The organism is Chryseobacterium angstadtii, assembly GCF_001045465.1.
Taxonomy (GTDB): Bacteria; Bacteroidota; Bacteroidia; order Flavobacteriales; family Weeksellaceae; genus Chryseobacterium; species Chryseobacterium angstadtii.
Window position 1 is genome coordinate 371,912 of sequence record NZ_LFND01000006.1, and the last position, 26,329, is coordinate 398,240.

Annotated in this window: 20 protein-coding genes; 9 read left to right on the forward strand and 11 right to left on the reverse strand. The window is 37.8% G+C overall.

Annotation, left to right across the window (positions count from 1 at the left end):
• Nucleotides 1-273: 273 nt before the first annotated feature.
• From ACM46_RS18335 to ACM46_RS18345, 3 genes are all read right to left on the reverse strand, one after another.
• Nucleotides 274-2,331 (reverse strand): M13 family metallopeptidase, encoded by a 2,058-nt coding sequence (locus ACM46_RS18335; RefSeq protein WP_048508134.1) that lies wholly within the window; start codon nucleotides 2,329-2,331, stop codon nucleotides 274-276.
• A gap of 76 nt (nucleotides 2,332-2,407) precedes the next feature.
• Nucleotides 2,408-5,806 (reverse strand): trifunctional glycoside hydrolase family 18/polysaccharide deacetylase/glycosyltransferase family 2 protein, encoded by a 3,399-nt coding sequence (locus tag ACM46_RS18340; RefSeq protein ID WP_048508135.1) that lies wholly within the window; start codon nucleotides 5,804-5,806, stop codon nucleotides 2,408-2,410.
• 90 nt (nucleotides 5,807-5,896) lie between these two features.
• Entirely contained in the window at nucleotides 5,897-7,147 is a 1,251-nt protein-coding gene (locus tag ACM46_RS18345) for a CinA family nicotinamide mononucleotide deamidase-related protein (RefSeq protein WP_048508136.1), read from the reverse strand.
• A gap of 398 nt (nucleotides 7,148-7,545) precedes the next feature.
• Between ACM46_RS18345 and ACM46_RS18350 the strand changes: the two genes are divergently transcribed.
• Entirely contained in the window at nucleotides 7,546-8,421 is an 876-nt protein-coding gene (locus ACM46_RS18350) for a T9SS type A sorting domain-containing protein (protein ID WP_083997454.1), read from the forward strand.
• Nucleotides 8,422-8,902: 481 nt separating this feature from the next.
• On the opposite strand, the gene ACM46_RS18355 is transcribed toward ACM46_RS18350, so the two are convergent.
• The 3 genes from ACM46_RS18355 to ACM46_RS18365 all read right to left on the reverse strand — a co-directional run bounded on the left by ACM46_RS18355 (nucleotide 8,903) and on the right by ACM46_RS18365 (nucleotide 12,217).
• Nucleotides 8,903-9,637, reverse strand: a complete 735-nt coding sequence (locus ACM46_RS18355) for a LytR/AlgR family response regulator transcription factor (protein ID WP_048508138.1) — start codon at nucleotides 9,635-9,637, stop codon at nucleotides 8,903-8,905.
• Between the two features lie 79 nt (nucleotides 9,638-9,716).
• Entirely contained in the window at nucleotides 9,717-10,436 is a 720-nt protein-coding gene (locus ACM46_RS18360) for a PA3715 family protein (RefSeq protein WP_048508139.1), read from the reverse strand.
• A gap of 11 nt (nucleotides 10,437-10,447) precedes the next feature.
• Entirely contained in the window at nucleotides 10,448-12,217 is a 1,770-nt protein-coding gene (locus ACM46_RS18365; RefSeq protein ID WP_241486053.1) for a histidine kinase, read from the reverse strand.
• Nucleotides 12,218-12,612: 395 nt separating this feature from the next.
• Here ACM46_RS18365 and ACM46_RS18370 point away from each other — a divergent pair, with 395 nt between their 5' ends.
• From ACM46_RS18370 to ACM46_RS18380, 3 genes are all read left to right on the forward strand, one after another.
• Nucleotides 12,613-13,287 carry an SIMPL domain-containing protein gene (locus ACM46_RS18370; protein ID WP_048508141.1) on the forward strand — a complete coding sequence of 225 codons (675 nt, stop codon included), beginning with the start codon at nucleotides 12,613-12,615 and terminating at the stop codon, nucleotides 13,285-13,287.
• Nucleotides 13,288-13,441: 154 nt separating this feature from the next.
• Nucleotides 13,442-15,043: a DUF4139 domain-containing protein gene (locus ACM46_RS18375; RefSeq protein ID WP_048508142.1), complete on the forward strand. Its 1,602-nt coding sequence runs from the start codon at nucleotides 13,442-13,444 to the stop codon at nucleotides 15,041-15,043.
• A 17-nt stretch (nucleotides 15,044-15,060) separates the two neighbouring features.
• On the forward strand, nucleotides 15,061-16,254 hold the full coding sequence (locus tag ACM46_RS18380; RefSeq protein WP_048508143.1) for a VWA domain-containing protein: 1,194 nt from the start codon (nucleotides 15,061-15,063) through the stop codon (nucleotides 16,252-16,254).
• Nucleotides 16,255-16,288: 34 nt separating this feature from the next.
• Here ACM46_RS18380 and ACM46_RS18385 read toward each other — a convergent pair whose 3' ends face one another.
• On the reverse strand, nucleotides 16,289-16,972 hold the full coding sequence (locus tag ACM46_RS18385) for a hypothetical protein (RefSeq protein WP_048508144.1): 684 nt from the start codon (nucleotides 16,970-16,972) through the stop codon (nucleotides 16,289-16,291).
• 424 nt (nucleotides 16,973-17,396) lie between these two features.
• On the opposite strand from ACM46_RS18385, the gene ACM46_RS18390 reads away from it, so the two are divergent.
• Entirely contained in the window at nucleotides 17,397-17,993 is a 597-nt protein-coding gene (locus tag ACM46_RS18390; protein WP_048508145.1) for a Crp/Fnr family transcriptional regulator, read from the forward strand.
• A gap of 6 nt (nucleotides 17,994-17,999) precedes the next feature.
• Here the strand turns inward: ACM46_RS18390 and ACM46_RS18395 are convergent, their stop codons facing one another.
• The gene (locus ACM46_RS18395; RefSeq protein WP_048508146.1) at nucleotides 18,000-19,205 is read right to left on the reverse strand and encodes an NAD(P)/FAD-dependent oxidoreductase; all 1,206 of its coding nucleotides are present in this window, start codon (nucleotides 19,203-19,205) and stop codon (nucleotides 18,000-18,002) included.
• 115 nt (nucleotides 19,206-19,320) lie between these two features.
• Between ACM46_RS18395 and ACM46_RS18400 the strand changes: the two genes are divergently transcribed.
• On the forward strand, nucleotides 19,321-19,701 hold the full coding sequence (locus tag ACM46_RS18400) for a SpoIIAA family protein (protein WP_048508147.1): 381 nt from the start codon (nucleotides 19,321-19,323) through the stop codon (nucleotides 19,699-19,701).
• Nucleotides 19,702-19,755: 54 nt separating this feature from the next.
• Here the strand turns inward: ACM46_RS18400 and ACM46_RS18405 are convergent, their stop codons facing one another.
• Nucleotides 19,756-20,958, reverse strand: coding sequence for an MFS transporter (locus tag ACM46_RS18405; RefSeq protein WP_173426499.1), 1,203 nt, complete (start codon nucleotides 20,956-20,958; stop codon nucleotides 19,756-19,758).
• Between the two features lie 193 nt (nucleotides 20,959-21,151).
• On the opposite strand from ACM46_RS18405, the gene ACM46_RS18410 reads away from it, so the two are divergent.
• On the forward strand, nucleotides 21,152-22,006 hold the full coding sequence (locus ACM46_RS18410; RefSeq protein ID WP_048508148.1) for an AraC family transcriptional regulator: 855 nt from the start codon (nucleotides 21,152-21,154) through the stop codon (nucleotides 22,004-22,006).
• A 233-nt stretch (nucleotides 22,007-22,239) separates the two neighbouring features.
• Here ACM46_RS18410 and lipA read toward each other — a convergent pair whose 3' ends face one another.
• Nucleotides 22,240-23,106, reverse strand: a complete 867-nt coding sequence (gene lipA, locus ACM46_RS18415) for a lipoyl synthase (RefSeq protein WP_047487538.1) — start codon at nucleotides 23,104-23,106, stop codon at nucleotides 22,240-22,242.
• Between the two features lie 222 nt (nucleotides 23,107-23,328).
• Nucleotides 23,329-23,889, reverse strand: coding sequence for an RNA polymerase sigma factor (locus ACM46_RS18420; protein WP_048508149.1), 561 nt, complete (start codon nucleotides 23,887-23,889; stop codon nucleotides 23,329-23,331).
• 139 nt (nucleotides 23,890-24,028) lie between these two features.
• Here ACM46_RS18420 and tyrS point away from each other — a divergent pair, with 139 nt between their 5' ends.
• Together tyrS and ACM46_RS18430 are read left to right on the forward strand one after the other, a co-directional pair.
• On the forward strand, nucleotides 24,029-25,324 hold the full coding sequence (gene tyrS / locus ACM46_RS18425) for a tyrosine--tRNA ligase (protein ID WP_048508150.1): 1,296 nt from the start codon (nucleotides 24,029-24,031) through the stop codon (nucleotides 25,322-25,324).
• A gap of 258 nt (nucleotides 25,325-25,582) precedes the next feature.
• Entirely contained in the window at nucleotides 25,583-26,215 is a 633-nt protein-coding gene (locus tag ACM46_RS18430; RefSeq protein ID WP_048508151.1) for a TetR/AcrR family transcriptional regulator, read from the forward strand.
• The last annotated feature ends 114 nt before the right edge of the window (nucleotides 26,216-26,329 follow it).

A 26,329-nucleotide genomic window follows, 5' to 3' on the forward strand; every position in this document is an offset into this window, starting at 1 on the left:
GTGGGATTTAATTTTAAATAGGGTTTTATTTTTAGAACTGGTGGCTTCGAGGGCCTCAGCCGCCAGATATTTGGCGTTTATTATATATTTAATACTTCAGACTACCCAACTCACAAACCGGATCTCGCAGCTCAAAAACTTGTACCTCATACCTCGCATCCCAAAACTCATAACGCTCAAACCCTCTTACTCTCCCACTCTCAAACCCAAAACCCGCCACCAAAACAAAAACCGCTCATTGCTGAACGGTTTTTGAGTATGACGATCTGATGACTACCAGATTTTGATTCTGTCTGCAGGAGTTTTGTACAATTTGTCTCCCTGTTTTACGTCGAATGCTTTATAGAAAGCGTCTACGTTGATTAGCGGACCGAAGCTTCTGAAATATCCCGGAGAATGCGGGTCTGTTTTCACCTGGTTCACCATGTATTTTTCACTGGATAAAGTTCTCCAAACGGTTGCCCAGCTTAGGAAGAATCTCTGATCCTGAGAGAATCCGCTGATTTTTCCTGGGTTTCCTTTATCTTTTAAATACATCTGAAGGGCATCGTAAGCGATATTTACACCTCCTAAATCGGCAATATTTTCACCGTTGGTGAAAGTACCGTTGACGAAAGTTCCTTTTACCGGCTCGTATTTGTCATACTGAGCAGCCAATGCTTTTGTTGCTTTTTCGAAGTTGGCTTTATCTTCCGGCGTCCACCAGTCTACTAAGTTTCCGTCTGCATCAAACTGAGCACCTGAATCATCAAAACCGTGGCTCATTTCGTGTCCGATTACAGCACCGATTCCTCCAAAGTTCACAGCAGCATCCGCTTTAGGATTAAAGAACGGCGGCTGAAGGATAGCAGCAGGGAAAACGATTTCGTTGTTTACCGGGTTGTAATAAGCATTTACGGTTTGTGGAGTCATTCCCCATTCTGTTTTATCTACAGCTTTACCGATTTTAGCTATATCTTTATTGTATTGCCATTCAGAGATATTCTGAAGGTTTTTGTATAAAGTTCCTCCTTTAGCTTCAGGAATGATTTCTAATTTTGAATAGTCTTTCCACTTGTCCGGATAAGCCACTTTTACCGTAAACTTGTTCAGTTTGGTCATTGCCTTTTCTTTCGTTGTAGAAGACATCCACGCCAGGTTATTGATGTGAACTGCGAAGCTTTTCTTCAAATAATCAATCAGCTCCACCATCTGTGCTTTTGCTTCAGCAGGGAAGTATTTTTCAACATATAATTTCCCGAAAGCTTCACCAAGAGAACCGTTGATTAATTCGAAACCTCTTTTGTTCAATGCTCTCTGCTCCTGCTGGCCTCTCAGATATTTACCGTAGAAAGCAAATCTCATATCACCCAGTTTTTCGCTTAAATAAGAAGCGCTTCCGTGGATCATGTGGAATTTCAGATAATCCTTGATGACAGGAAGATTCTGAGCATTCACTAATTTATCGAAGTTCTTGTAATACCCGATTTCTCCGATGATTACTCTATCGGTGTTCACCCCTACTTTTTTAAGATAAGCAGGAATATCAACTCCTTTTACAAGGGTTGAAAGCTCAGCCATAGTCTGAGGGTTGTACTGAAGCGTATTGTCACGGCTCTGCTCATTCGTCAGATACGTTTTAGCAATGCTTTTTTCATAGTCTACAATACCTTTTGCCGCAGCATCAGCATTTTTATAGCCTAATTCTTTAAGCATAGAAGCTACATATTTCTGATATTCAGCAATAGCTTCCGTATTTTTTTCGTTTACTTTCTGATAGTAGTCTCTTCCTAATCCTAAAGAAGCATCTCCTAAATACACTGCATTCATTTTGGAGTCTTTAAGATCTGCATCAATTCCCCATCCGTAAAGCGTATTTTCACCGTCTTTTGTTACAGAAATCAGGTAATTCTGAAGATCAGCAAGGTTTTTGATGGCGTCAATTTTATTCAGGTTTTCCTGGATAGGTTTGATTCCGTCTGCATTTCTTTTCTGCATGTTCATATACGATGCGTACAGATCCTGAATTTTTTTCCCTTCGCTTCCGTCTGCAAATTTATCTTTCAGAAGAGAGTTCAAAATAGTCATGGAATTGTTGTCCGTATCTTCTGCCAGTTTGTTGAAACTTCCCCATGTAGGTTTATCGGACGGAATTTTAGCCGTCTTCATCCACGTTCCGCTTACGTAATTATAAAAATCGTCCTGCGGACGTACGGAAGTATCCATAAGGCTGATGTCTAAGCCTTTATCGGTGCTGTTTACTGCTGTTTTAGTAGCTTTTGTCTGTGCACTTACTGTATTTTGAGAGCACACGCCAGCCAATAAAAACAAAGAAAGCGTTAGTTTTTTCATTATGATAACAATTTATACTATATGTATGTTCTTTTTAATCTTTGTTACTTTTACAGAAAACAAATTTAAACAAATATCAGGAAGCGGCTATCTCTTTCACATTTCCTGTTCTTTTTAGAAATCCCCAGGACTGCATTTCTCCTTTCAGCGCTTTTCTTAAACTTCTGAATAACACAATATACATGAGCCATCTGTACCCAAAACGCTGCGGAATAATATACAGCAAGCCAATCAGTTTTTCCCGCTGCATAATAAATGTCATCAAAGCCAGGGAAGCGTCCACCAGAAGGAATATCAGATAATAACTGAAGATTTTCTCTCCGTTTCCTGATAAAATTCCAAAAAACATAATCACATCAGCCAAAGGTGAAAAGAAAGGAATAATATACTGGAAAAGCAATATATTAGGCATTGCCCAAAGTCCCAGTCCTTTGTATTTCGGGTTCAGGAAGGTCTGACGCTGTTTCCAGAACATCTGCATAATTCCATAGGTCCATCTGAAACGCTGCTTTAAGAATTGTTTTACACTTTCTGGGGCTTCCGTTACGGCAACCGCTCTGTTTTCATTGGCAACCGTATATCCGGCTCTTAAAATTTTCACCGTGATATCACAGTCTTCCGCAAGAGTATCTGTGGAATATCCTCCGGCTTCTGCAATCACTGACTTTTTGAATGCTCCTATAGCACCGGGAATGACTGTAATAGCGTTGATATGAGCGTAAGCCAGTCTGTCGAAATTCTGACTTGTCGTATATTCTATCGACTGCCATCGGGTGAGCCAGTTCACCGTATTTCCTACTTTCACATTTCCGGCAACGGCGGCGATCTTTTCTTCAGACTTTGAGTTTAAAAACCTTGCCATCAGATATTTTACGGCATTTTGCTGAAGTTTTGTATCTGCATCAATACAGATTACATATTCCGCATCGGTCTGTGAAATCCCATAGTTCAGAGCTGTGGCTTTTCCTCCGTTTGATTGGGTTAAAACTTTAAGTTTCGGATGGTTCGGAAATGCATTTTTTGTTTTTTCATAAGTTGAATCCTTACTTCCGTCATCAATCATAATGACATCAAAATTCGGATAATTCTGTTTCAGTAAATTATTCAGGGAGGATACAATATTTACCTCCTCATTGTATGCCGGAACAATGATGGATACTTTCGGATAGGATTCCAGAACAGGAAATTCTCCTGATCCTTTTTCTTTTCTTCTTTCTTTAAAAGCCCAATACATCATGATTACCAGTCTGAACAGCCCCAGAACAATAAAAATCGTGAAAAGTGCGACCAGAAAATGACTTACTCCGTAAATAACTGTCGCCAGTACCAGATTGAGCTGCATAATATAATAGGATCTCGTTTTAGGAACTCCCGGCATCAGTATATTTTTGTTTTTATGCAGAATACTGGAAAGGTTTGTAAAGTGGTATCCCTGTTTCTGAAGGGTCGGAATCAAAAACTGAAGTGCTTTTACCGTTTCTTCTCTGGTATCTCCGCCTGCATCATGCAAAAGAATAATATTTCCTCGCTCCTGTTTTATGCCTGCCATTACCCGTTTGATGATCTCATTGGCTTTTATTCCCGGCTGCCAGTCCTCAGGATCGATGCTTTCACCAATATCCAGATAATTTTGCTGTCTGGCCAAAGCTACGGGAATAATTTCTTCAGAAGTGGTAGGCTCGGAATCTGCATTATAAGGAGCTCTGAACAGAATGGTGCTGTGTCCTGTGATACACTCTATTAGCAGCCTTGTCAGTTTCATTTCCAAAAGAGCTCTCGCCGGGCTTACTCTGGCTACATTTTCGTGGGTAAAGGTATGGTTTCCAATTTCATGACCTTCCCGGAAAATCCTTTTAACCAAAGGAAGATTCTTTTCTGCATTCAATCCTACGAGGAAGAACGCAGCGGGAACGTGGTATTTTGAAAGAATATCTAAAATCTGCGGTGTGTAGGTTTCGTCCGGCCCGTCATCAAAAGTAAGCACCAGTTCTTTTTGCGGAGCTTCTCCATATTTTTTCACTTCGTACGAACTTGGGTACGTCACATAATTCTCGTCGGTGATTATTTTTTCTTTGGGATCTATTTCGAGGGCAATTTTTCCGTCGTGAGGTGTATTCAGAACATCCAGAACTTCTCCGTCTCCGATATAATCTACCATAGTCTGCCCTTTTACATTTTCCAGCGTTTTTAAATTAAGCTTGGAAAGGCCTACCAGCGTAAGATCTTTATCATAGAAATTCCAGATTCTGCTGTCTTCACTTCCGAGTCTCCAGATGGCTGTTCCGGCGAGCGGATATTCGGAGGAAAACCGCATCGTATTAAAATTGGAGGCTGCATCGTTGAAAAAAACCGTGTGGGTATTTTTTTTAGAATCGGTGTAGGAATAATTTAAATTGAATGTGTTGTCATCAAAGTTCATCACCGCCTTACTTGCATTCGCTTTGGTAATAGCCTGCATGTAAGTGACAGAAGTATTGTCATCTTTGTTCCTGCTCCAGTCGTAACCGTAAGCTGCAAGTCCGAGAATGATTTTTTCCGGAGTGGTTTTCTTAACTATCTTCTCAGTTTGCGCTTCGATCCACTTTTGGGAAGATACAGGTCCGGCATCGCTGTCTACGGCATATTCGTCGTAAGCCATGAGAATGAAATAATCTACATAAGGATTCAGTTTCTGGATATTATAATCGTCGTTATCCGTCATGATGTCCATAGTCACCAGCAATTTATTCTGTTTGAACGTTTCTGAAAGCTCCTTCATAAAAGCAACAAGATATTCATCAGAATCCAGGTTCATATCTTCAAAGTCAATATTAATTCCTTTAAAATGAAATTTCTGGCATTGCTGTGCCAATTTCCGGATAAGCTGTGTTCTTCTGTTCGGGTCTTTCAAAACTTTGCCCAGTCCTTCAGAACGGAATTCTCTGTCTGAATTATTGCTTAAAATAGGCATGGCTGCGACTCCGGTTCTTTTAATGACCTTATAGCCTTCCGGATCTATATTGGTTTTTAAATCTCCGGTTTTAGGATCCAGGAAAAACCATTCCGGAAACACCAGATTGATATGTCTGATATTTCTTTTGAGGGACATCAGAGACTGCGGATCCCATGCTACATAGAATGCCGAACGTATGCCGCCCGGAAACCGGGACCAGCTGCTGTTTTGGTTTTTAAGTCTTTCGGCTCTTGCTACCTGAATTTTGGCAAGATTGGTATGAATGTTTTTCTCAGAAATAAAACTTCTGAATCCTTTATATTCTTTCGAAATTTTATTTTCCTGAAGATAGGGTTTACTGGCTGTAATTACGGCTTTATAATCTTCTTTAAAAGGAATTTTCGGGCTTTTGTCCAGCTTCATCATCAGTCCTAAAGCAAGCAGAAGCAATACTGCAACGAAAATAAAAATACGGGTTCCCCACTGCACGCCTCTCCAGCGTTTTTTGCTGTCGGTCTGAAAAATCTGTTTTGAGTTTTCCACGTTTTTTGAAATTTTATGGAATGGATCTCAAAAAGTGTGAAAAACAGTGTTGGTTTTAATTAAAAAAAAATTAAAAAAACAAAAAGAATTTTAAGCATTTATCAGAAGGCTTACCACATCCTGAATAACTTTCTGGGAAACAAAATCCATAAAATCAAGTCTTTCCAAATGAGGCAGATACAGTTTTGAAGTAACTTCCTGATCTTTAATTCTTATGGTATAAAAAACCGTTCCCACTTCTTTCCCGTCCTCTCCCCTTCCCGGGCCCGCAACGCCGGTTGTAGACAAGGAAATATCTGTATCAAACAGTTTCTGACATCCTTCTGCCATTTCAGCTGCCACCTGCTCACTTACGACGGTAAACTGCTCTACCGTTGCTCTGGAAACTTTCAGAATATCAATTTTCTTTTCCGTAGCATAGGCTACCATCCCTCCCATAAAATAGGCTGAGCTTCCGGGATTAGAAGTGATCATTTTGGCCAGTTCTCCTCCGGTACAGCTTTCTGCCGTGGAAATAGTCAGCTTTCTTTCGGTAAGAATTTCTGCCAGAATTTTCTCTATTTTATCCTCAGATACAGCAATAACCTTATCTCCCAACAGCGGAAGCAGCTTCTGAACCTCATCTTCTGCCTGCAGTTTCAGGGCTTCTTCGTTATCTCCTGATGCCGTTAATCTCAGTTTTACACGGGTGCCTACCGGAAGATAAGACAATGCGAAATTTCCGGGAAGTGCAAGCTCCCAGTCTTCAATGGTGTCTGCGAGAATACTTTCAGGAATTCCCACCACGGAAACAATCCGGGTATGAATATAATTAAGACTGAATTTTTCCTGTAAATAAGGAACAATCTGATGTTTAATCAAAGGTTTGACTTCATAAGGTACCCCCGGAAGACTGAAACACAGCTTTCCGTTCTGTTCCATCATCATGCAGGGAGCTGTTCCAAAGTGGTTTTGAAAAACAAGAGATCTGGAAGGCACAAAAGCCTGTTCTTTATTTCTTTCCAGAATATCCAGACGGCCTCGCTTTTCCATATATTTTTTAAGATGGTTGAATGTGACTTCATCCAATACAATTTCATCATTGAAAAACTCTGCCAGTGCTTTTTTGGTTTTATCATCTCTTGTCGGGCCTAAGCCTCCGGTGGTTATGATTAGTTCACCCAATTCAAAAGCCGTTTTTAAGGTGTCTTTAATGGTATCAATTTCATCTGATATTGTAAAAATCCGGGTAACCTGTATCCCGATATTTTTAAGTTCGGTAGCAATAAAATTAGAATTAGTATCCACGGTGTTCCCGGAAAGGATCTCGTCTCCGATGGTGATCAGAACTGCTTTTTCCATATCGTATCAATTGTCATGCAAAGGAAGTTAAAAAATGTAGAAGGGCAAAATGGTTGAAAGGCGAAGATGGCTGAGATGGCGAAAAGGCTAAGATGCAAAAATGAGAAAGGACAGAAAGGCAGATGAGGTAATAAGCTGATTGACAAGTCTGATGTTTTGCCATTTCGCTCCTTCGCTTTTTCAACCCTTTACTTTTTAGCTTGTTAAAATTTTCGTGCAAAGTAACTGGGGACGTAGAAATTCTGAAAAACAACGAATTGCTACTTGTGCGAATTTCAATTTAATTTAACATTATTTTTATGTTAATTTGTGTTAAATATTGATTTTTATTGAATTATTAATATACAAATGAGATAATTTAATATAAATTTATAAAACAATTCAAAAACAATTTTATTATGAAACAAACTCTACTTTTTTTCAATTTATCAGATTTAATCCGGAAAATCTTTAGGAAAAGGATACTCTCACTGAGCTTATTCTTCGCTCTTTTAGCTCATGTTAATGCACAAATCGTTTATACTGACATTACCGATTGTACCACAACTATGACAGCCGGCGATAGCGGTTTTCAGCTTTGCAGTATAGATTTCGATAACGACGGAATGAGAGAATACAGTTATAGATGGGATGATTGGGGCCCTCAAGGCTGGTTTATGCATTTGGTTCCGGGAAATTTTAATTCCGCAATAGCACTGAAAGGCACAACCACTAATGCATTCGGAGGAAGATTTGTAAAATCATTTTCTTCCAACGAGACTATTGGAAATACTGAAACATGGGGTTCTTCACAACCTGAACCTTTTATAGGAGAATCTACAACTGATAGCAATTTTTTGGGCCTGGGAGATAAATACATTGGTGTACGGTTCATCAAGAACGGTGTTAATTATTATGGCTGGATTTTAGTGAATTTTTCGCAAACAGGCAACGCAAGAAGTCTAACCGTGAAATCCTACGCTTATAATTCCACGGCTAATCAGTCAATTTTAGCAGGCCAGGGCAGCAATCTTAGTGTCAATGAAACGAAGGCGGCTGAAAATTTTAAAATTTACCCTAATCCTGTAAAAAAATCTTTTACCATTGAGCATACTATTAAGAGTGGTGATATCAAGTATGAGATCTATAACACTTTGGGACAAATCGTAAAAACAGACGTACTGCATAGCAAAGAAAAGCAAATACATGTTTCCGAACTGGATAAAGGTGTTTATTATATCAAGCTATATGATAAAGCAGGTACATTAGGGCAGCAAAAATTCATTAAAGATTAATTTGGCAGGCTCTACAAATACTATCGGTGTCTCAGAAGAAAGTACAAAGAATAGATGAAGGAATGTTCGCAGAAACTATATTTCTTCAAACTGAACTATAAATTTTCAGTACTAAATCTTTCCCGTTTCAACAGAATTCTCATTATAATTTAGGTTTTAAAAAGACCATCATTCAATTATTAATTTAAATTGAATGGTGGCTTTTATTTAACCTGAGTTCGCGTTAAGACATTTCAGTTTTTATCATGAGGTAAGGAAGTCAGAAGCTTGAAGATGGAAGTTATTGAAGTCCAAAGATAGAAATGCAGGGGTATTTTATTAATATTTTTAAAACGACTTCAATACATGTAAAAGAAATTGTTAAATACTTACCATCCAATAGTAACTTCCATCCTCCATCTTCCATCTTTTAATCTTAATCTCTTATCCTGAACTCTCAGGTTATTTATATTCCATTGAGCTCTGTTTAAAAATAATAATTCTAGGAAAAGACCTTCAGAAAATTATCTTTAAAACTTCCGGAAACTTCAATCTCCGTATCATCCGAAAGCATTACAGTACCACTTTTATGGTAAGATTTTACAAATCCTGCATTGATGATATGGGACCTGTGAACTCTTACAAAAGGGTTTTCCAGTAAATCATCAAAATGCTTCAGGAACCGGCAGACCATTTTTTTTGATCCGTCCGTAAGATAAACCTGGGTGAAATTTCCGTCGGCCTGCAATCTCAGGATATCTTCGGTTTTTACGACATCAAATCCCTGAAGTGTAGGTAAAATAAGCTGTTGCTTTTCAGGTTTAAGTTTTAAGTTTTCCAGAAGAATTTTATTCCGGTTGAGCTCTTCTTTTCTTTCAAGGCTTTCCGCCACCTTATTCACCGCCAGAATAAGCTCATGAATATCAATTGGTTTTAAAATATAATAACTTGCAGATTTATTAAGTGCCTGCAGGGAATACTGGGAAAACGCCGTAATAAATATGGTTTCATAGGAAAAGTCTTTGGTAGCCTCTAGCACATCGAAAGCGTTTCCGAAAGGCATTTCCACATCCAGAAATACAAGCTGCGGCTGCACTTCAGCAATAAGAGGAACGGCTTCTTTGATATTTTCTGCTTCTCCAACTATTTCAACCTGCGGGCAGTATTTTGTGATATAATTTCTGAGAACCTCTCTTGCAATGATTTCATCGTCTATGATTACGGATTTTATTTTCATTTTTTGGGGGATTAGATGGTAGGTTGTGAGTTGTTAGTTGCGGGTTTCGAGATGCGGGTTACGGGTTACGGGGTGCGGGTTACAGGTATTTGCCGTTTTTAAATTTTAAGATGCGGTAGGAGGTTTTGGAGGTTTCATTTTCTTTGCAGTCTCCGTTTACTTCTTTGGTTTTCCTGTTGACCGAAATGGTTTTGATTTTAAGATCTGTGAAATGATTCGTTTTTGTCTTGTCCATCATAATTACAGAATGATCATCATCGGACTCACCGGTGCATCTAGTATCCCACTCTCCGCTGTAACGGCTTAATTCAAATTCATTTAAAACTTTTTTAAGGGTTTGCGCTGCAGGATAATACAATGAGATCGTTTCTGAAGAATAAGGATTGGGCTGGCTGCCGTTTTGAACGTACACTTTCAAACCAAAAGCACGGATTTCGCTGCTAATGTTGTACAGGCCAGTATCAATCGTTAAGCCTCTCAACATAATTGCATCTGAAGTAATTTCAACCGGATCAAAATACTGATTTTTAATTCCGCCCTTTTCATCTGTGATCACAATATAATTCCGGATCACGAAAAAATCCTCTTCTTCTTTTCCTTGTAAAATAGGCAGAACAGCGATATAGGCATTTTCCGCATTCGGCATTTTCTTTTCTGTACAGAATTCTTCTTTAATTTTAACTTTATCCAGTTTTAAGCTTTTTATGATATTTTCAAACCGGACACTGTTGATTTCCTGCCCCTGCAAAACACCGGCAAATGAAAAGATCATCATCCCTATGAATATATATTTCCTCATTTCTAAACGGTTTAAAAAAGATTGATTTTTATATTCACTACAACCCCGGCACCGTCTTCCTTATCTTTTATAGAACAGGTGATTTCTTTTTTGTAAAGGTCATTCAGCAGGCTGATTCTTTCCAGCGTATTTTTCATTCCGCGGCCTTCTCTGGTCTTCTGATGCTCGGTTTTCTGTTTTTTACTTTCCTCAATGCCTATTCCGTTATCTTCAACGGTGATTTTCAAATGCTGAGATTCTTTTGTAAAACTCAATTTCAAAAATCCTTTGTCGCTTCTGTAGCGTAATCCGTGCCATACCGCATTTTCCAAGAACGGCTGAATAAGCATTCCGGGAACTTTGAGGCTTTGCATATTCAGGCTTTCGTCTACCTCAATTTCGTAATCAAATTTATCGGCAAAACGTGTTTTTTCTAAAGCCAGATAATTTTGAAGCAGATCCAGCTCCTGCTGAAAAGGAATAAAATCTTCGGCAGAGTTTTCCATGACGCCCCGCATCAGTTTGGAGAATTTCGTAAGATATTGGTTAGCTTCCAACTCGTTATTCGTTGCAATAAAATGATTGACACTGTTTAAACTGTTAAAGATAAAATGCGGATTCATTTCACGCCGTAACGATTGTAAGGCTATTTTTTTGTTTTTAATCTGAACTTTCTTGAGCGTTCTGAAAATAAAGATGACCAGCCCGGTTAACAGAACCAAAACCCCGATCAGGCTGTAATTAAATACATTTTTCTTTCGGATGAGCGCATCTTTCAATTCTTTTTCTTTTTCCAACTGGGAAATTCTCTGTTCGGTATCTTCCAGTATTTTATTGTCTACAAGGCTTCTGTCTTTGGATACAAGATCCGGAAGCTTTCCGAGAAAATCTCTGTACAGCGAAACCGATGCGTCCGTATTTCCTGCTATATTATAAAGGCTGTCCAGTTTCTTGACACTTTTCTGAGCTTCCATGGTATGGCCTTTTTCCAGGGCAATTCCATAGGCATTTTTTAAAAGAGCCACAGCTTCCCGGGGATCATTTTTCTTGATATAAATATCAGCCAGCTCCTGAATCTGGTTGACTTTCTCCTGAGAATTTTCTTTAACAAAATCTTCTTTCAGGACGCTTTTTTTGGCTTCAATGGCTTTATCAAAATTCCTGTTTTCAACATAAAAATTGGTCAGTTTCTGATTGATTTCCAACGCCTGCTGAGGGGCTTCTTTCTTGGAAATCACATAAGCATTATTCAGGTTTTCTTCCGCTTTGGGAATATCTTTCTGCTGAATATTCACATCTGCCATTTGGCTGTAACTGGCTGCAAGATCGCCTTTATCTTTTGTTTTAAGACCTATATTGATATTATCCTGAATGGCTTCTTCTTTTTGTTCGGCAGTAGGAGAAGAAAGTCTTGCCACATCATTGGCATTCACTGCCCTGCTCTTTTCACTGTAGCTTATCTCGGCAGCCATGCTGTAATTGCTGATTGCCGGAGTTATTTTGTTCTGCTTTTCCTGTGACTGAGCAATTTTCCGGGTAACAGATTCCAGATTTTTTTTATCATTAAGGTTTTTATAAATAGTTCTGGCCTTCACCAAAAACTCTTCACTCTTGGCATAGTTTCCCTGATTATAGTAATTGTTGGCAATTCCTACATAGGTGTCGGCAACTCCTTTATCATCATTATTATCCACCGCTTTTTTCAGCTTCGCAGCAGATTTGTAGGCTTGGGTAACCCGCGTGGAATCCTGTGCTGTACAGAAATTTCCTGCAGCAAGAATGAAGATGAAGAATATTTTCACAATTAAATTCACGGATTTCAAATCTTTAATGCAAAGTAACTAAAACTTTATGTATCCTTTTCTATTCTTTACCAAGTCAAAACCTTATTTCACCCAGTTCTGTACCTTCAGGAATGTACAACGGACAATTTGAAACTTAAAATCAAAAGATAAGTTTTGGGACTGAATGCAGAACTGAAGGACCAATCCTTGTCAAGGTTTTGAATTTTGACAAGGGTTATTGATTAAGATACGGGTGGTTTAAAATTTAATTTCAAAACGCTTTAAAAGGCAAGTGTTAAAGGAATCCCGCCTTTTTCCAGCCATCCACCAAGTGAAAAGCTTCTTTCACCAAGTCTCTTCATTCCGGGTTTCCTATCGCCGTAATTTTACTCCAGAATTTAAAACAAGAAATTATGAAATTGAGACATTTTTTATTAATCGGAATCTTTACTCTGGGAAGTTTTGTTCATGCACAGGAAGTAAAGAAAAATGCTATTGAAGTAACAGGTATTGCAGAAATGGAAGTGGAACCGGATGAGATCATCTTCAGCATCGGCATTAAAGCGGATAACAAAAACGATCTGGCAGACAATGAAAAGAAACTGTTTGAAACATTGAAAAATTCCGGCGTAAAGAACGAGGACATTAAGTTTAAATCTATGTACCAGAATATATACGCCAAAAACGGAAAGTTCACAAAAAGCTACCAGTTCAAAGCCAGTACAAAAGCCAATATCAGTAAGTTATTCGAAGATCTGAATCAGAAATGGGTAAGCAACCTGAATATTGCAGAAGTGAAGAATACAAAAATCGCCGACTTCAAGAAAACAGTGAAGATCAATGCTTTAAAAGCAGCCAGAGAAAAGGCAGATTATCTTCTGGAAAGCATGGGCAAAAAGACCGGCGCACCTCTTGAGATCATCGAAATTGAAGACTATACCAGCGATATGATTCTTCCCGCAGCTTATAAAAGCAGCATGAGCAATGTACGGCTTGAGGCGGCAGATGCTCCGGTAGATTTTTCTTTTGATAATATTGAGAATATCAAACTTAAATACAGTATCAAAACAAGATACGAAATCCTTTAAAATTAACAGATTTAAGAAACAGTCCGAAAGGGCTGTTTTTCTTTTTTAGCCCCGGTATTTAAGTTCACCAAGTGAAAGCAGGGTTTCACCAAGTCTCCGGATTCTGAGCTTTAAATAGGGATAATTTTACTACAGGAATTTAAAATAATATACTATGAAACGCTATTTAATACTATTCATTACATTCTCTGTTTCCCTGTTACGGGCACAGGAAATTAAAAAAGAAATTGAAGTAAAACAGGCCACTGTATTTCTTCAGGGAGCCAAAGTTTTCGGAAGCACCAATGTAAGTCTTCAGAAGGGAAGAAATAAGGTGAGAATCATTAACCTTCCCAATAATCTGGATGAGAATACTTACAAAATCAATCTTGAAAAAAGCACGACTCTTCTTTCTATAACGCCTCAAAGTAATTTTTTGAAAACGGAAGATCTGTCCGAAGGTGAAAAGAAACTGGATGATGAGAGAAAGAAACTGCAAAAACAGGTTAATCTGCTGAATATTCAGATTAAAAATCTAACGGGTGAACAAAACATCATTAATGACAATTTAAAAGTCTCTACCAATGATAAATCCACTCCGCAGGAACAACTGATTAAGCTAACCGAATTTTACAGAAAAAGAATGCTGGAAATAGATAATCAGGTTTTTATTTTGAATGAGCAAAAAGCTGTTTTAGACGAAGGTATTGCTAAGATTAATAAGCAATACGCAGAAGAGCAGACCCACAAAAATACCAACAGAAAAGAACTTATTCTGGAAATCCTTGCAGACCGCGAAACCAATCTCAATCTGGGAGTAAGTTATATCGTTTCTGATGCAGGCTGGATACCGTCTTATGATCTGCGGGCAGAATCTGTGAAGAAACCACTCGAAATGGTTTACAAAGGAAAAATCTATCAAAAAACCGGACAGGACTGGAAAAATGTAAAGCTTTTTGTTTCTACCTACAGACCATCTTACAATCAGGACAGACCTATTCTTTCTCCTCTTTACGTTGCTGAATACACTCCTTACAATGAACGGGCTGAAACCGCCAACTACAGTTTGAAAGCTGCTACAAAAGAAGTGAATTCCTACCAGATAAGACAGGATGCCGCTATTTCGCAAAGCCAGATTCCGGTAGCTACTGTTTCGGACAGCCAGATGAACGTTATTTATGAACTTAATTACGAACAAACCATAGTAAGTCAGGAAAAAGAACAGTATGTCATCCTTGATAAAAAACAGATTGACGCTACCTACAAATACCACACGGTTCCGAAACTGAACAATCAGGTGTTCCTGATGGCCTTTATTAAAAACTGGCAGAACCTCAATCTGATCTCGGGAGAAGCCAATATTTATTTTGAAGATAATTATATCGGAAAAACAAATATCACCAGCCATTATGTAAAAGATGAATTCCCGATTTCCCTGGGTGTAGATGAAAGAATCACCGTAAAAAGGATTAAACTGGAAGACAAAACATCCCAAAAGAACTTTAACACCAATAAATGGGAAACAGAATCTTTCCAAATCATTATCAGAAACAATACAAAAGAAAATATTGAACTGGAAATCCTTGATCAGCTCCCGATCAGCGAAAATTCTAAAATACAGGTCAAAGCCTTAGAAATAGGCAACGGAAGCCTTGACGGGAAAACAGGAAGCATTCTTTGGACCAGAAACATCGGCAGCGGAAGTTCGGACAAGATTAATTTCTCTTACGAAGTGAAGTATCCAAAAGACATGCAGATTCAATATTACAGCAGATAACCAATAAAAAAAATAATATGACAACTTTAAAAATCTTAGCAATGACAGCTGCAACCGCTTTTTTAAGCTCAGGCAGTTTTTCAGACATCCGCTGTTCAAACAGCACAACAACAGACAGAGCAACATTGGTACAGAATGCTTCTATACCCAAGATACCCACTCCGTCAAAAGACAATAAAATTCAGGTTGCCCTTCTTCTTGATACGTCCAACAGTATGGACGGCCTTATTGATCAGGCTAAATCAAGGCTGTGGAATATTGTGAATACATTAACCACATTAAAGTATAACGGACAGGCTCCTCAGATAGAAATTGCGCTTTATGAGTATGGTAATGACGGGATTCATGATGAGAACTACATCCGCCAGGTAGCCCCATTAACACAGGATCTTGATTTGGTTTCTGAAAAATTATTCGCCCTGAGAACCAATGGCGGCAGCGAATACTGCGGTGCTGTGATCCGGGATGCTTCCATGAATCTGAACTGGGACGGCAACGAAAAAAGCATGAAACTGATCTACATTGCAGGAAATGAACCTTTTGACCAGGGAAGGGTAAATTACAAAGAAGTGATCTCCAAAGCCAAGAGTAAAAACATCTACACCAATACTATTTTCTGCGGAAGCAAAGAGGAAGGAATCCAAACTTTCTGGCAGAACGGCTCTGTTCTCGGCGGCGGAAAATATTTCAATATCGACAGTGACAGGAAGGTGATTTATATTGAAACGCCTTATGATGTGAGAATTTCAGAATGCAATACAAAACTGAATGACACCTACATCTACTACGGAAGTCATGGCTCCGAATATAAGCTAAAACAGGCAGCTCAGGACAAGAATGCAGAAGTACAGTCCGTATCCAATTATGTGGAAAGAACCGTTGCCAAGTCTAAAAAGAATGCTTACAAAAATGATCATTGGGACCTTGTAGACAAAGCTGAAAAAGATGCCGGATTTATTGCTACCGTTAAAGACGATGCACTTCCCGCCGAACTGAAAGGTAAAAGCAAAGAAGAGATTAAAAAAGCGGTTGCCGTAAAATCTACCGAACGGGGAAAAATCCAGAAGGAAATTGAGGAACTGTCCGGAAAACGTCAGAAATACATTGATGCTGAAATGAAAAAAAGAGGCAGTACAGATGCCGATGATCTTGGAAAAGCTATTGAAAGATCAATCCTTGATCAGGCCAAAAAGAATGGCTACACCCAGTAAACAAAATGCCCGTTCATGATGAGCGGGCATTTTGTTATTTGATCTGATAAATTGAAAAAAAGGATGAACTTCCAGCCAGCAATTCTAAAGACAAAAGGCTGGTTCTTGCGCCGAAAAAAACCTGATCACCCGCATCCAGTGCCACAATATTCTGGGTTTTTCTTGTGGGAGGTGAAACGTTTACATTTAATAGACTGATATTCAGATAGCTTTCGTCTGCAATCAATTCCGGAGGATTATTTCCTCTTTTAACAAAAATTCCTGCTCCGAAATCTCCTACTCCAACAAGAGAAGAGGCTTTCAGCTGAACATAGATGTCATAGATTCCCTTTCCGGGTGCCGTAAATGTGTAATTTCCCACATCAAAATCATTATTTTCATCAATAATTTCTCTGTCGAATCCTACTTTCAACCAGTTTGAAAGTATTGATAGGGACAGTAGTATAGTTCCATCGGTACCGGCACCGGATACATACGACTTTATATTCTGATTCAGTAACTGTTGTTTTGAAATGGTCTGCACATACCCACCGCCAGTTTTTACAAGGATAGAATCCGCACATGAACCTCCTTCACATTGCTCTGCAACCCGTACCCGAAGATCTCCGTTAATATCAAGCATCGCTTCCGGAACTGCAGTATTGATACCCATCTGAGCTGCTGTTTTTATCATAATAAAAATAAACAGCACTACGAAAATATTTCTATTATTTCTCATGGTATTAGGATTTAATTAGTCTAAATTATGATTTTATGAAAAATAAAGACCTATAATAAAAGGCTTAATCATGGTTTATTAACTTAGGTTAAATGATTTATTTGCTAAGGTTAATAAAGCAGGCAGCATAGAATAAAATCTATAAAAAAAACCACATACATTTCTTTGAAAATCAGTAAATTGTATAGTCAAACAATTAGATCTGAGTGGGAAAACCAAACGGAAAAACAGCGTATTTTAAGGCGTATTCCTATTTTATAATCAGTAAATATATTTTCCCATGAGGAATGATTATGCTGTTTGGGGAAGTGGAATACTATTTACGTTCAGTATAGAAAATTGCATACTGAATGATAATAAGATGTAAAAAATAGTTTCAATAAATTTTTAAATTAAAATTCATAAATTAAACAAAAAACACAATATGAATTACGAAGAATTCATCAAAATATATTTCGAAGAAAATAGTTTTTTAAACAAAAAAGATCGGGACAAGCTTACAGAAATGATCAGGATCGTAAGCTATCCCACCAATAAAATAATTTTACCCCGTGGTGAAAAAAGTAATCAGGTAGGGATCATTTCAAAAGGACTTATCCGTGGCTATGATAAAAGTGACCGGACCGTATGGCTTCTGCACGAAGACAATGTGTACGGGCTTACAAAGACTGCTTCTCTGGAGTATTCTTCATCCCTTACTTATGAAACACTGGAGGAAACCACATTATTTTTATTCAATTATCCGGATCTTGAAAATACCATCCGTGAATATCCCAATGTAGCTGCCCTGATGATGATGTTCTGGAAAAATATGACTGAGGAAGTCTGTAAAAATTACTACGTATTTCTTCATTCTACTCCTGAGGAAAGGTATCTGCATCTTCTCAACCAGGATTCCAAACTGATTTTAAGGGTAAAATCCAAAGATATTGCCACTTATCTGGGAATCCATCCGGCATCTTTAAGCAGACTTAAAAAGAGGCACTTCAACCCTTCTCACAATCCCAAAATAAGTTCTTAGACTTTTTCATCGTCCGAATTTAAAATACCGGGACAGCGGGTGTTTTTTATTTTTCATAAACAGAGAGGTCATCTCCATTCCTGCCACCGAAAAAGTGATCCCGTTTCCTCCGAACCCCAGTACAAAATAAGAGTTTTTAAACTTTTTATGTTCGCCGATATAAGGCAGCCCGTCTTTGGTTTCTCCGAAAGTTCCTGCCCAGACGAAATCGGTGTAGAAACGCTCACCGGGTTTTATTTTTTTCAGATTTCTCAGAATTTCTTTTTCCTTTTTATTCAGAAGGGCATCTCTTTTTTCTGCATCATAGAAATCTTCGTCTCCCCCGCCAATCAAAAGCCTGCCATCGTCTGTAGTTCTCATATAGAGATAAGGATCAGCCGTATTCCAAACCAGTAAGTTGCTCATATTTTTCAATGGCTTCTCATCTATTTCCGAAACAATGGCATAGGTACTTTTTAAATCTACAAAGTTTTCTTTGAGTAAATTTTTACTTTCATATCCGATACAGTAAATCACTTTTTTTGCTTTAATCTGAAAGCCGCTGTCTACAGTGACCAGATTAAAACCTTTGTGAAATTCTACAGTTTTCATTGCAGTTTTATCGAATATTTTCAATCCCTTCTTCGTATTATATTCGAATAATTCATGGGCCAGTTTAAAAGCATCTACACTGGCGCCTTGTCCGGATAAAATCCCACCGTATGTATTTTCAAATCCGAATTCTTTCAGAATCTGTCTCGGCTCGAGCCATTTTACTTCAAAACCGGCCTCTTTTCTTGCTTTATATTCTTCTTTAAGCCAGCTTACATCTTTTTTCCGGGAAGCGAAATACAGAGATTTTTTACGTTTAAATCCTGCATCCGAACGGATCTGTTTTGAAATTTCCTCAAGGGTATCTATGGCATCCGAACAGGCTTTATAGCTTTCATAAGCGCCTTTTTTGCCTATTTTTTCTGTCAGTTCAAAAAGCGGAACATCTATTTCGTACTGCAGCATGGAAGTGGTGGCTGAAGTGCTTCCGTTGCAGATCTCACGTTGATCAATTAAAATGGTTTTATACCCGTCACTTATCATCTGATGGGCAACAAGGCTTCCGGTAATACCGCCGCCTATGATCAACACATCACAGTTTTCATTTGATTTTAACGAAGGATAGGAAGCTGTAAGCCCGTTTTTTAAAAGCCAGAAAGGTTCGTTTGATTTTAAATCCATAATTGAGTTTTATGTTAAAAACAGTAATAATTATAAGTATTTTAACTATTATTTTTCAAATTATGGTGCAATTATTGTACCCCGTTTAAAATCCAACCATCCAAAAATAATTATTATGATAACGATTATTCCAGAAGCTCCGGAAAATGTTGCTGCATTTAATGCAACCGGAGAAATCACTAAAGAAGATTTTGAAAATCTTGTAATTCCTCATGTAAAAGAAAAGGTAGAGCAGTTTGGCGAGCTGAATTACTTATTGTATTTAGATACAGATCTGGATAATTTTACGATGGGTGCATGGCTTGAAGATGTACTGTTAGGATTAAAAAACCTTACCAAATGGAACCGTACAGCGATAGTTACAGACCAAGAAGGTGTACAGAATTTCACCGATATATTCAGTGTTCTGATGCCCGGGGAATTTAAATCTTTTCCTAAAGAAAACCTATACAATGCCCTTTACTGGTGTAAAAATGGTAATGAGGTAGAAGTTTAATAAAGGTAAAAAAGCGAAAGGGCAAATTTGTTTTTTTACCCTTTCGCCTTTTAACTATTTATCACAAGGTACACATTCTATTGAAGCATCTTCATTATCGGGATTTTCTTTACCGTACAGATACCTGTATCTCAAGCTTATGGCCAGCCCAATGAACGTCATTCCCACTCCTACCAGCGAAGGATATTTAAAGGAAAGTCCGTATTCTAAAGGAATTCCGCCTAAAAAAGCTCCCATTGCATTCGCAATATTAAAAGCAGCCTGCATAAACGCAGCAGCCATCATTTCACTTTTAGGAGCAGCCTTCATCATCATAATATTAATTGGGGCAGCCACCGACATGGATAAAGCTCCACATACAAATGTCAGGATAAGTGCCGTATTCTGATGTTCTGCAAAGAAAAATACACCCGCAAGAGAAATCATCATCAGAAAAATCAATAATACACATGTTTTTTCAGGTCCAAGCCTGTCGGAAACAAACCCTCCGGCAAGATTACCCACTACCATTCCGGCACCGGCCAGAATCATTACATAAGCCATCTGATTGCTTTGAATGCCTGCAACAATGGTCATTAAAGGAGTAATATAGCTAAACCAGGTGAAGAGCCCTCCAAACCCAATCGCTGTAATTCCCAAAACCAGCCATGACTGCTTATTCTTAAGGAATTTGAGTTCTTCCAGAAAATGGGTATCCTGATTGGATTCTATTGCCGGAAGCCATAATTTGAGGAACAGAATAGCAAAAAGACCAATCAGTGCTACAATGGCAAAGTAAAGTTTCCAGTGATAGGTATGCCCGATATAGGTAACCAGCGGAACCATAAGTAAATTGGCTACAGTAAGTCCCGTAAACATCAGAGAGATATAAAGTGCCTCCTTCCCTTTTCCGGCCATTCGGGAAGCCACCACAGTTCCTACTCCGAAAAATGCTCCATGAGGAAGTCCGGACATAAATCTGATGATAAGCATACTTGTATAATCGGGAGCTATTGCGGAAAGTCCGTTGAATAAGGTGAAGAGGATCATTAAAACCATCAATACCTTTTTAGGGGGAAATTTCACAGAATACCCGATCAGAATCGGAGCTCCGATTACTACTCCCATAGCGTAAGCGGAAATAAGGTGTCCTGCCTCAGGAATACTAATTTTTAAAGTATGGGCTATATCCGGAAGCAATCCCATCACGGTAAACTCGGTAGTCCCGATTCCCAGACCGCCTATAGCCAGCGGTATTATTCTTTTATCAATCTTCATCGTCTGTAAGCTCTTTTGAGAGTTAATTGTAAACAGTTTTCACTTCAAAACAAAAATAAGTTGCCCTCTTTATTTTGAAAGGGCAAAATTCGCAAGAAATATTGGTTTTCACTTCTCCTGAAATGATAAAAATTTGCTCTATATTAACCTTTTTATGTAATTTTAAAATCATAATTAATTAAAATAGAACAAAATGAAGATCCAGAAAGAAATCATAGAGTTTGAAAACGGAAAGTCTTTTAAACTTTTCTCACCCTCTTTGAAAAACTGTTTTTTCTGGCATTACCATCCTGAAATAGAGTTGGTATATGTAGAAGCTGTCAACGGAATCCGCCATGTAGGAAGAGATATCTCCGGTTTCTCGGAAAGTGATCTTCTGCTGATCGGTTCCAATGTTCCCCATCTGAATTTTGATTATGGAATTCAGACAGAATGCAGGCAGCTGGTTCTTCAGATGAGAGAAAGTTTTCTTCTGGAGATAATTTTTCCTGTTCCTGAGTTTGACCCTATCAAAAAGCTTCTTGAAAAATCCTATTTGGGGCTTTCATTCTCGGGAGAGACAAAGAAAAAAGTGGTTGAAAAGCTTCATGAAATGAAAGATAAAAATGCTTTCGATTCTTTAATGGGACTGATTGAAATCCTGCAAACCCTTTCTGCTTCAGACGAAGTAAAGGAACTCAACAAAGAAGATACAAGAATCAAATGGTTTCTGAATGACAAAATCAGAATGGGAACTATTTATGATTATATCCACGAAAATTATGACAAAAAGCCCAATGTCAATGAAATTGCAAAGATAGTCAGTCTGAGTACTCCTGCTTTCTGCCGGTATTTTAAAAAGCAGACGAATATGACGTTTACCGATTTCGTTAACAACTACAGAATCAATCAGGCAAAGATATTTCTGCTGAAGGATTATTCTGTGACCGAGGTTTGTTTTCAGGTAGGATTTGAAAGTCTTTCTTATTTTAATAAACTATTTAAGCAGCATACGGGTGAAACACCATCGGAATTCAGAAAAAAATATTTGAAGAATATTGAAGTATGAAATTAATTTTTTGGGATAAATTTTTAAATATTTCTCCCTTTTTATTATGTTTTGGCTAAAGCCAAAAATCCATTGATCTTAAAAACAAAGGCGAAAGCGGGCTAAAGCCCGCCCCTATTGAATTTTAATAAGATCCATTAAATCATTAAATCATTAAATCATTAAATCATTAAATCATTAAATCTTTTAATCTAAAAAAACAGAGCCGCTTCGAATGAAGCGGCTCTGTTTTTTTAGTGTATATGCTTTTCAGCGTGGTAAGAACTTCTCACCAACGGTGAACTTTCTACATGTCTGAATCCTAAACTTCTTGCAAAATCTCCAAACTCATCAAACTCTTCCGGTGTGATGAATTTTTTTACCGGTAAATGTTTTTTGGTAGGCTGCAGATACTGCCCAAGTGTAATGACGTCTACATTGGCATTTCTGATATCTTCAATGGTTTGGAAAACCTCATCTCTGGTTTCCCCCAACCCAAGCATTACTCCGGTTTTTGTTCTTCTCTGGCCTGCTTCTTTTAAGTACCTCAGTACTTCTAAGCTTCTTTCATATTTAGCCTGAATTCTTACTTCTCTCGTAAGACGTTTTACGGTTTCCATATTGTGAGAAATCACTTCAGGAGCTACGTCTACCAGTCTGTCAAGATGCTTGGTCAGCCCTTGAAAATCAGGAATAAGGGTTTCCATAGTAGTTCCCGGAGAAATTCTTCTAACAGCATTTACAGTTTCACCCCAAAGAATGGAACCCATATCTTTCAGATCATCACGGTCTACAGAAGTAAGAACAGCATGCTTGATTTTCATTAATTTAATGGAACGGGCCACTTTTTCCGGTTCATCCCAATTTACATCAAGCGGTTTTCCTGTTTTTACACCGCAGAATCCGCAGCTTCTGGTACAGATATTTCCTAAGATCATGAACGTTGCCGTTCCTTCTCCCCAGCATTCTCCCATATTCGGACAGCTTCCGCTCTGGCATATGGTATTTAATTTATATTTGTCGACCAAAGTTCTAAGCTCTCTGTAGTTCTTTCCGGTAGGAAGTTTTACACGAATCCACTTTGGTTTTTGAACGGTAGTATCTTGAACTAAATTTTCCATTTCTAAAATTGAAGTTCAAAGTTAAGGAATTTTTAATGGAAACCATCTAATGGAAAAATTGATGGAACAGATAATTCGAAATACTGTTGTAGTTTGAGGGAGTTAAAATTAAAAGTGAGTTGGGAAAATTTTGAACTGTTAAGGGTTTATTAAGTTTTGAAGATCGTTCAGGTGAGCTTTGCTTTAAGTTTAATGAGTAAATAAATTTGCATCAACTTTTATTTAATCTTCATCAAACTCATTATTTTTAAGCAGCTCTGCAAGAACTTTCTTGGCACGCATAACCCTTACTTTTGTATTCGCCACGGAAATTCCAAGTTCCTCTGCGATTTCTTTGATGCTTTTTTCTTCAAAAAATCTTAATTTGATAATATCCTGATAATTGGCATCCAGAGATTCGATGGTTTTGATGATCTTTTTCTGTTCTTCATTAGAGATCATCAGCTCTTCCGGAGATTTTGCAAACTGGTTTTTAACTTCATCCAGATTTTCAGTTGGATCCTGATTTTCACGACTCCTTTTTCTCCAGAAATCAATGACCGTATTTTGGGCGATGGTTAATACCCAAGTTTTAAACTGAAAATGCGGATCAAACATATCCAGTTTTGACAGGACTTTTGAAAAAACATTCACCGTGATTTCATCTGCATCATTTTCATCTCTTACTTTCTTCATTACAAAAGAAAAAACATCCACCCAAAAAACATTGATGAGTTTGGTCTGGGCTTTCTGATCCTTTTCTTTTGCCTTTTGAATAAGCAGAAATAGCTGTTCGTCGTTCATTAATAACAAATATAAATGATTTGGGTGAAATTGCAAAAAGGTAATTTTGCCCATTTGCCTTACAGCCCTTCCGCCTTTTTACCCTTCATACTCCTGAATTTACTATCTTTGCACCATAAAATTTTAAAGAAAAGTATAGATGAATTCCTTTATAGAAGAACTGAAATGGCGTGGTCTTTTTGCTGATATGATGCCCGGAACCGATGAACAACTGAATAAAGAGGTAACTACTGCTTATATTGGTTTCGACCCGACTGCTGATTCTTTACATATCGGAAGTCTTATTCAGATCAAAATTTTAGCTCACTTTCAACAGCACGGGCATAAACCCATTGCTTTGGTAGGAGGAGCTACAGGGATGATTGGTGATCCTTCAGGAAAATCTGCCGAAAGAAATCTGCTGGATGAAGCGACCCTGCTTCACTATGTTGACTGTTTAAAAAATCAGCTTTCAAAATTCCTTGATTTTGACGGAAACGGGCCTAACAAGGCTGAGCTGGTGAATAACTACGACTGGATGAAGAATATTTCTTTCCTTGATTTTGCTAAAAACGTAGGAAAAAATATTACTGTAAATTATATGATGGCGAAGGATTCCGTGAAGAAGAGATTTTCGGGCGACGGAAGTGCTGAAGGGATGAGTTTTACGGAATTTACCTACCAGCTTATTCAGGGATATGATTTCCTTCACCTGTATCAAAATAATAATGTGAAACTTCAGATGGGAGGTTCTGATCAGTGGGGAAATATCACTACAGGGACAGAACTGATCCGCAGAAAGGTACAGGGAGAAGCATTTGCATTAACGGTTCCTTTAATTACGAAAGCAGACGGTTCTAAATTCGGTAAGTCTGAAAGCGGAGAAAATTACTGGCTGGATAAAAAGAAAACATCTCCTTATAAATTCTACCAGTTCTGGCTGAATGCTACAGATGATGATGCTGAAAGGTTTATCAAGTTCTACACATTCATCGGAAAAGAAGAAATTGACGCTTTAATTGAAGAACATAAAACCGCTCCTCACGAAAGAAAGCTACAAAAGAGACTGGCAGAGGAAGTTACGGTATGGGTACACGGCATAGAAGAATATCAAAAAGCACTGAAAGCTTCAGAAATTCTTTTCGGACGTTCCACGGCTGAAGATCTGGTAAGTCTGGACGAAGAAATTTTCCTTGAAGTTTTTGACGGAGTTCCACAGAAAGAGCTTCCGAAAGCTGATGTACTGGGCGTATCCATTATTGATCTTCTTTCCGAAAAATCAGGGTTCTTAAAATCCAAAAGCGAGGCTCAGAGAGAAATCAAGGGAAATGCAATCTCTGTGAACAAGAATAAAGTAAATGATACTTATACAGCGAACGAAAGTGATCTTATTGACAGTACATTTCTTTTGCTTCAAAAGGGTAAGAAAAGCTATTTTATTGTAAAAGTTATCTAAGAATTAAATTCTACAATTATATCAAAAGGCTGTTTTATACAGTCTTTTTTGTTTTGGTTTACTCAATATTGCTTCTCAGTTCCATTCGGTCTTTCACATTTGTATTTTGTTTATGATCATATATCTGCTCCTGTTTATCAAATAATTTTTTGACACAGTTCTATTTTTAAATCAAAAAATTCAATCATTTGATTAAAACATTTGGATAAATTAGAATTTGATTTATATATTTGTTGTCAGAAATAATTTCAATCTAAAATGGCGAAAACGAAAGAAGTAAAGAAGCTGGATATATCTACGGAAGAGAAAATAAAGGAAGCAGCCCGTGTGGTATTCCATAAGAAAGGCTATGCAGCAACCCGGACAAGGGATATAGCTGAAGAAGCGGGAATCAATCTAGCTTTGCTTAATTATTATTTCAGAAGTAAGGAAAAACTGTTCAATATCATCATGACCGAAACCTTATCGGGCTTTGTTCAGAAAATGTTTGTCATATTAAACAATGAAAAAACAACTTTAGATAAGAAAGTAGAGCTGGTTGCCGCCAATTATATAGACCTGTTATTGGAAGAACCTGAAGTACCCGTTTTTATTTTAAGCGAAGTTAGAAACAATCCGGCTATTCTAATAGAAAGACTGCCTGTAAAACAGATAATAACTCATTCAGTATTTTTTAAGCAGCACCAGAAGGCAGTAGCGGACGGAAAGATAAAAGAACCCAATCCCTTGCATTTTCTGATGAACTTAATCGGGTTAATTGTTTTCCCGTTTGTAGCAAGCCCTATGCTGAAAATAATTGGCAATATGCAGGATCAGGATTTCCATCAATATATGCAGGAAAGAAAAACACTTATACCTAAGTGGATAAAAGCAATGATGAAAGCATCATAATTTTTTTACCTATAAATTAATCAAATGATTAAAATAAAAAAATAAATAAGATGATTAAAAAATTCATTTCTATAATAAGTTGTTGGCTTTTGACATTTGGCTATGTCCAAGGCC

Coding starts and splice junctions, on each gene's coding strand:
- ACM46_RS18345 (WP_048508136.1), bottom strand. CDS start 7,147: ATGGAAAAAGCAGTTCTGATCACCATCGGAGACGAGATCCTTTCCGGG.
- ACM46_RS18390 (WP_048508145.1), top strand. CDS start 17,397: ATGAATTACGAAGAATTCATCAAAATATATTTCGAAGAAAATAGTTTT.
- ACM46_RS18410 (WP_048508148.1), top strand. CDS start 21,152: ATGAAGATCCAGAAAGAAATCATAGAGTTTGAAAACGGAAAGTCTTTT.
- ACM46_RS18380 (WP_048508143.1), top strand. CDS start 15,061: ATGACAACTTTAAAAATCTTAGCAATGACAGCTGCAACCGCTTTTTTA.
- lipA (WP_047487538.1), bottom strand. CDS start 23,106: ATGGAAAATTTAGTTCAAGATACTACCGTTCAAAAACCAAAGTGGATT.
- ACM46_RS18405 (WP_173426499.1), bottom strand. CDS start 20,958: ATGAAGATTGATAAAAGAATAATACCGCTGGCTATAGGCGGTCTGGGA.
- ACM46_RS18420 (WP_048508149.1), bottom strand. CDS start 23,889: ATGAACGACGAACAGCTATTTCTGCTTATTCAAAAGGCAAAAGAAAAG.
- ACM46_RS18350 (WP_083997454.1), top strand. CDS start 7,546: ATGAAACAAACTCTACTTTTTTTCAATTTATCAGATTTAATCCGGAAA.
- ACM46_RS18360 (WP_048508139.1), bottom strand. CDS start 10,436: ATGAGGAAATATATATTCATAGGGATGATGATCTTTTCATTTGCCGGT.
- tyrS (WP_048508150.1), top strand. CDS start 24,029: ATGAATTCCTTTATAGAAGAACTGAAATGGCGTGGTCTTTTTGCTGAT.
- ACM46_RS18355 (WP_048508138.1), bottom strand. CDS start 9,637: ATGAAAATAAAATCCGTAATCATAGACGATGAAATCATTGCAAGAGAG.
- ACM46_RS18375 (WP_048508142.1), top strand. CDS start 13,442: ATGAAACGCTATTTAATACTATTCATTACATTCTCTGTTTCCCTGTTA.
- ACM46_RS18335 (WP_048508134.1), bottom strand. CDS start 2,331: ATGAAAAAACTAACGCTTTCTTTGTTTTTATTGGCTGGCGTGTGCTCT.
- ACM46_RS18385 (WP_048508144.1), bottom strand. CDS start 16,972: ATGAGAAATAATAGAAATATTTTCGTAGTGCTGTTTATTTTTATTATG.
- ACM46_RS18430 (WP_048508151.1), top strand. CDS start 25,583: ATGGCGAAAACGAAAGAAGTAAAGAAGCTGGATATATCTACGGAAGAG.
- ACM46_RS18400 (WP_048508147.1), top strand. CDS start 19,321: ATGATAACGATTATTCCAGAAGCTCCGGAAAATGTTGCTGCATTTAAT.
- ACM46_RS18370 (WP_048508141.1), top strand. CDS start 12,613: ATGAAATTGAGACATTTTTTATTAATCGGAATCTTTACTCTGGGAAGT.
- ACM46_RS18395 (WP_048508146.1), bottom strand. CDS start 19,205: ATGGATTTAAAATCAAACGAACCTTTCTGGCTTTTAAAAAACGGGCTT.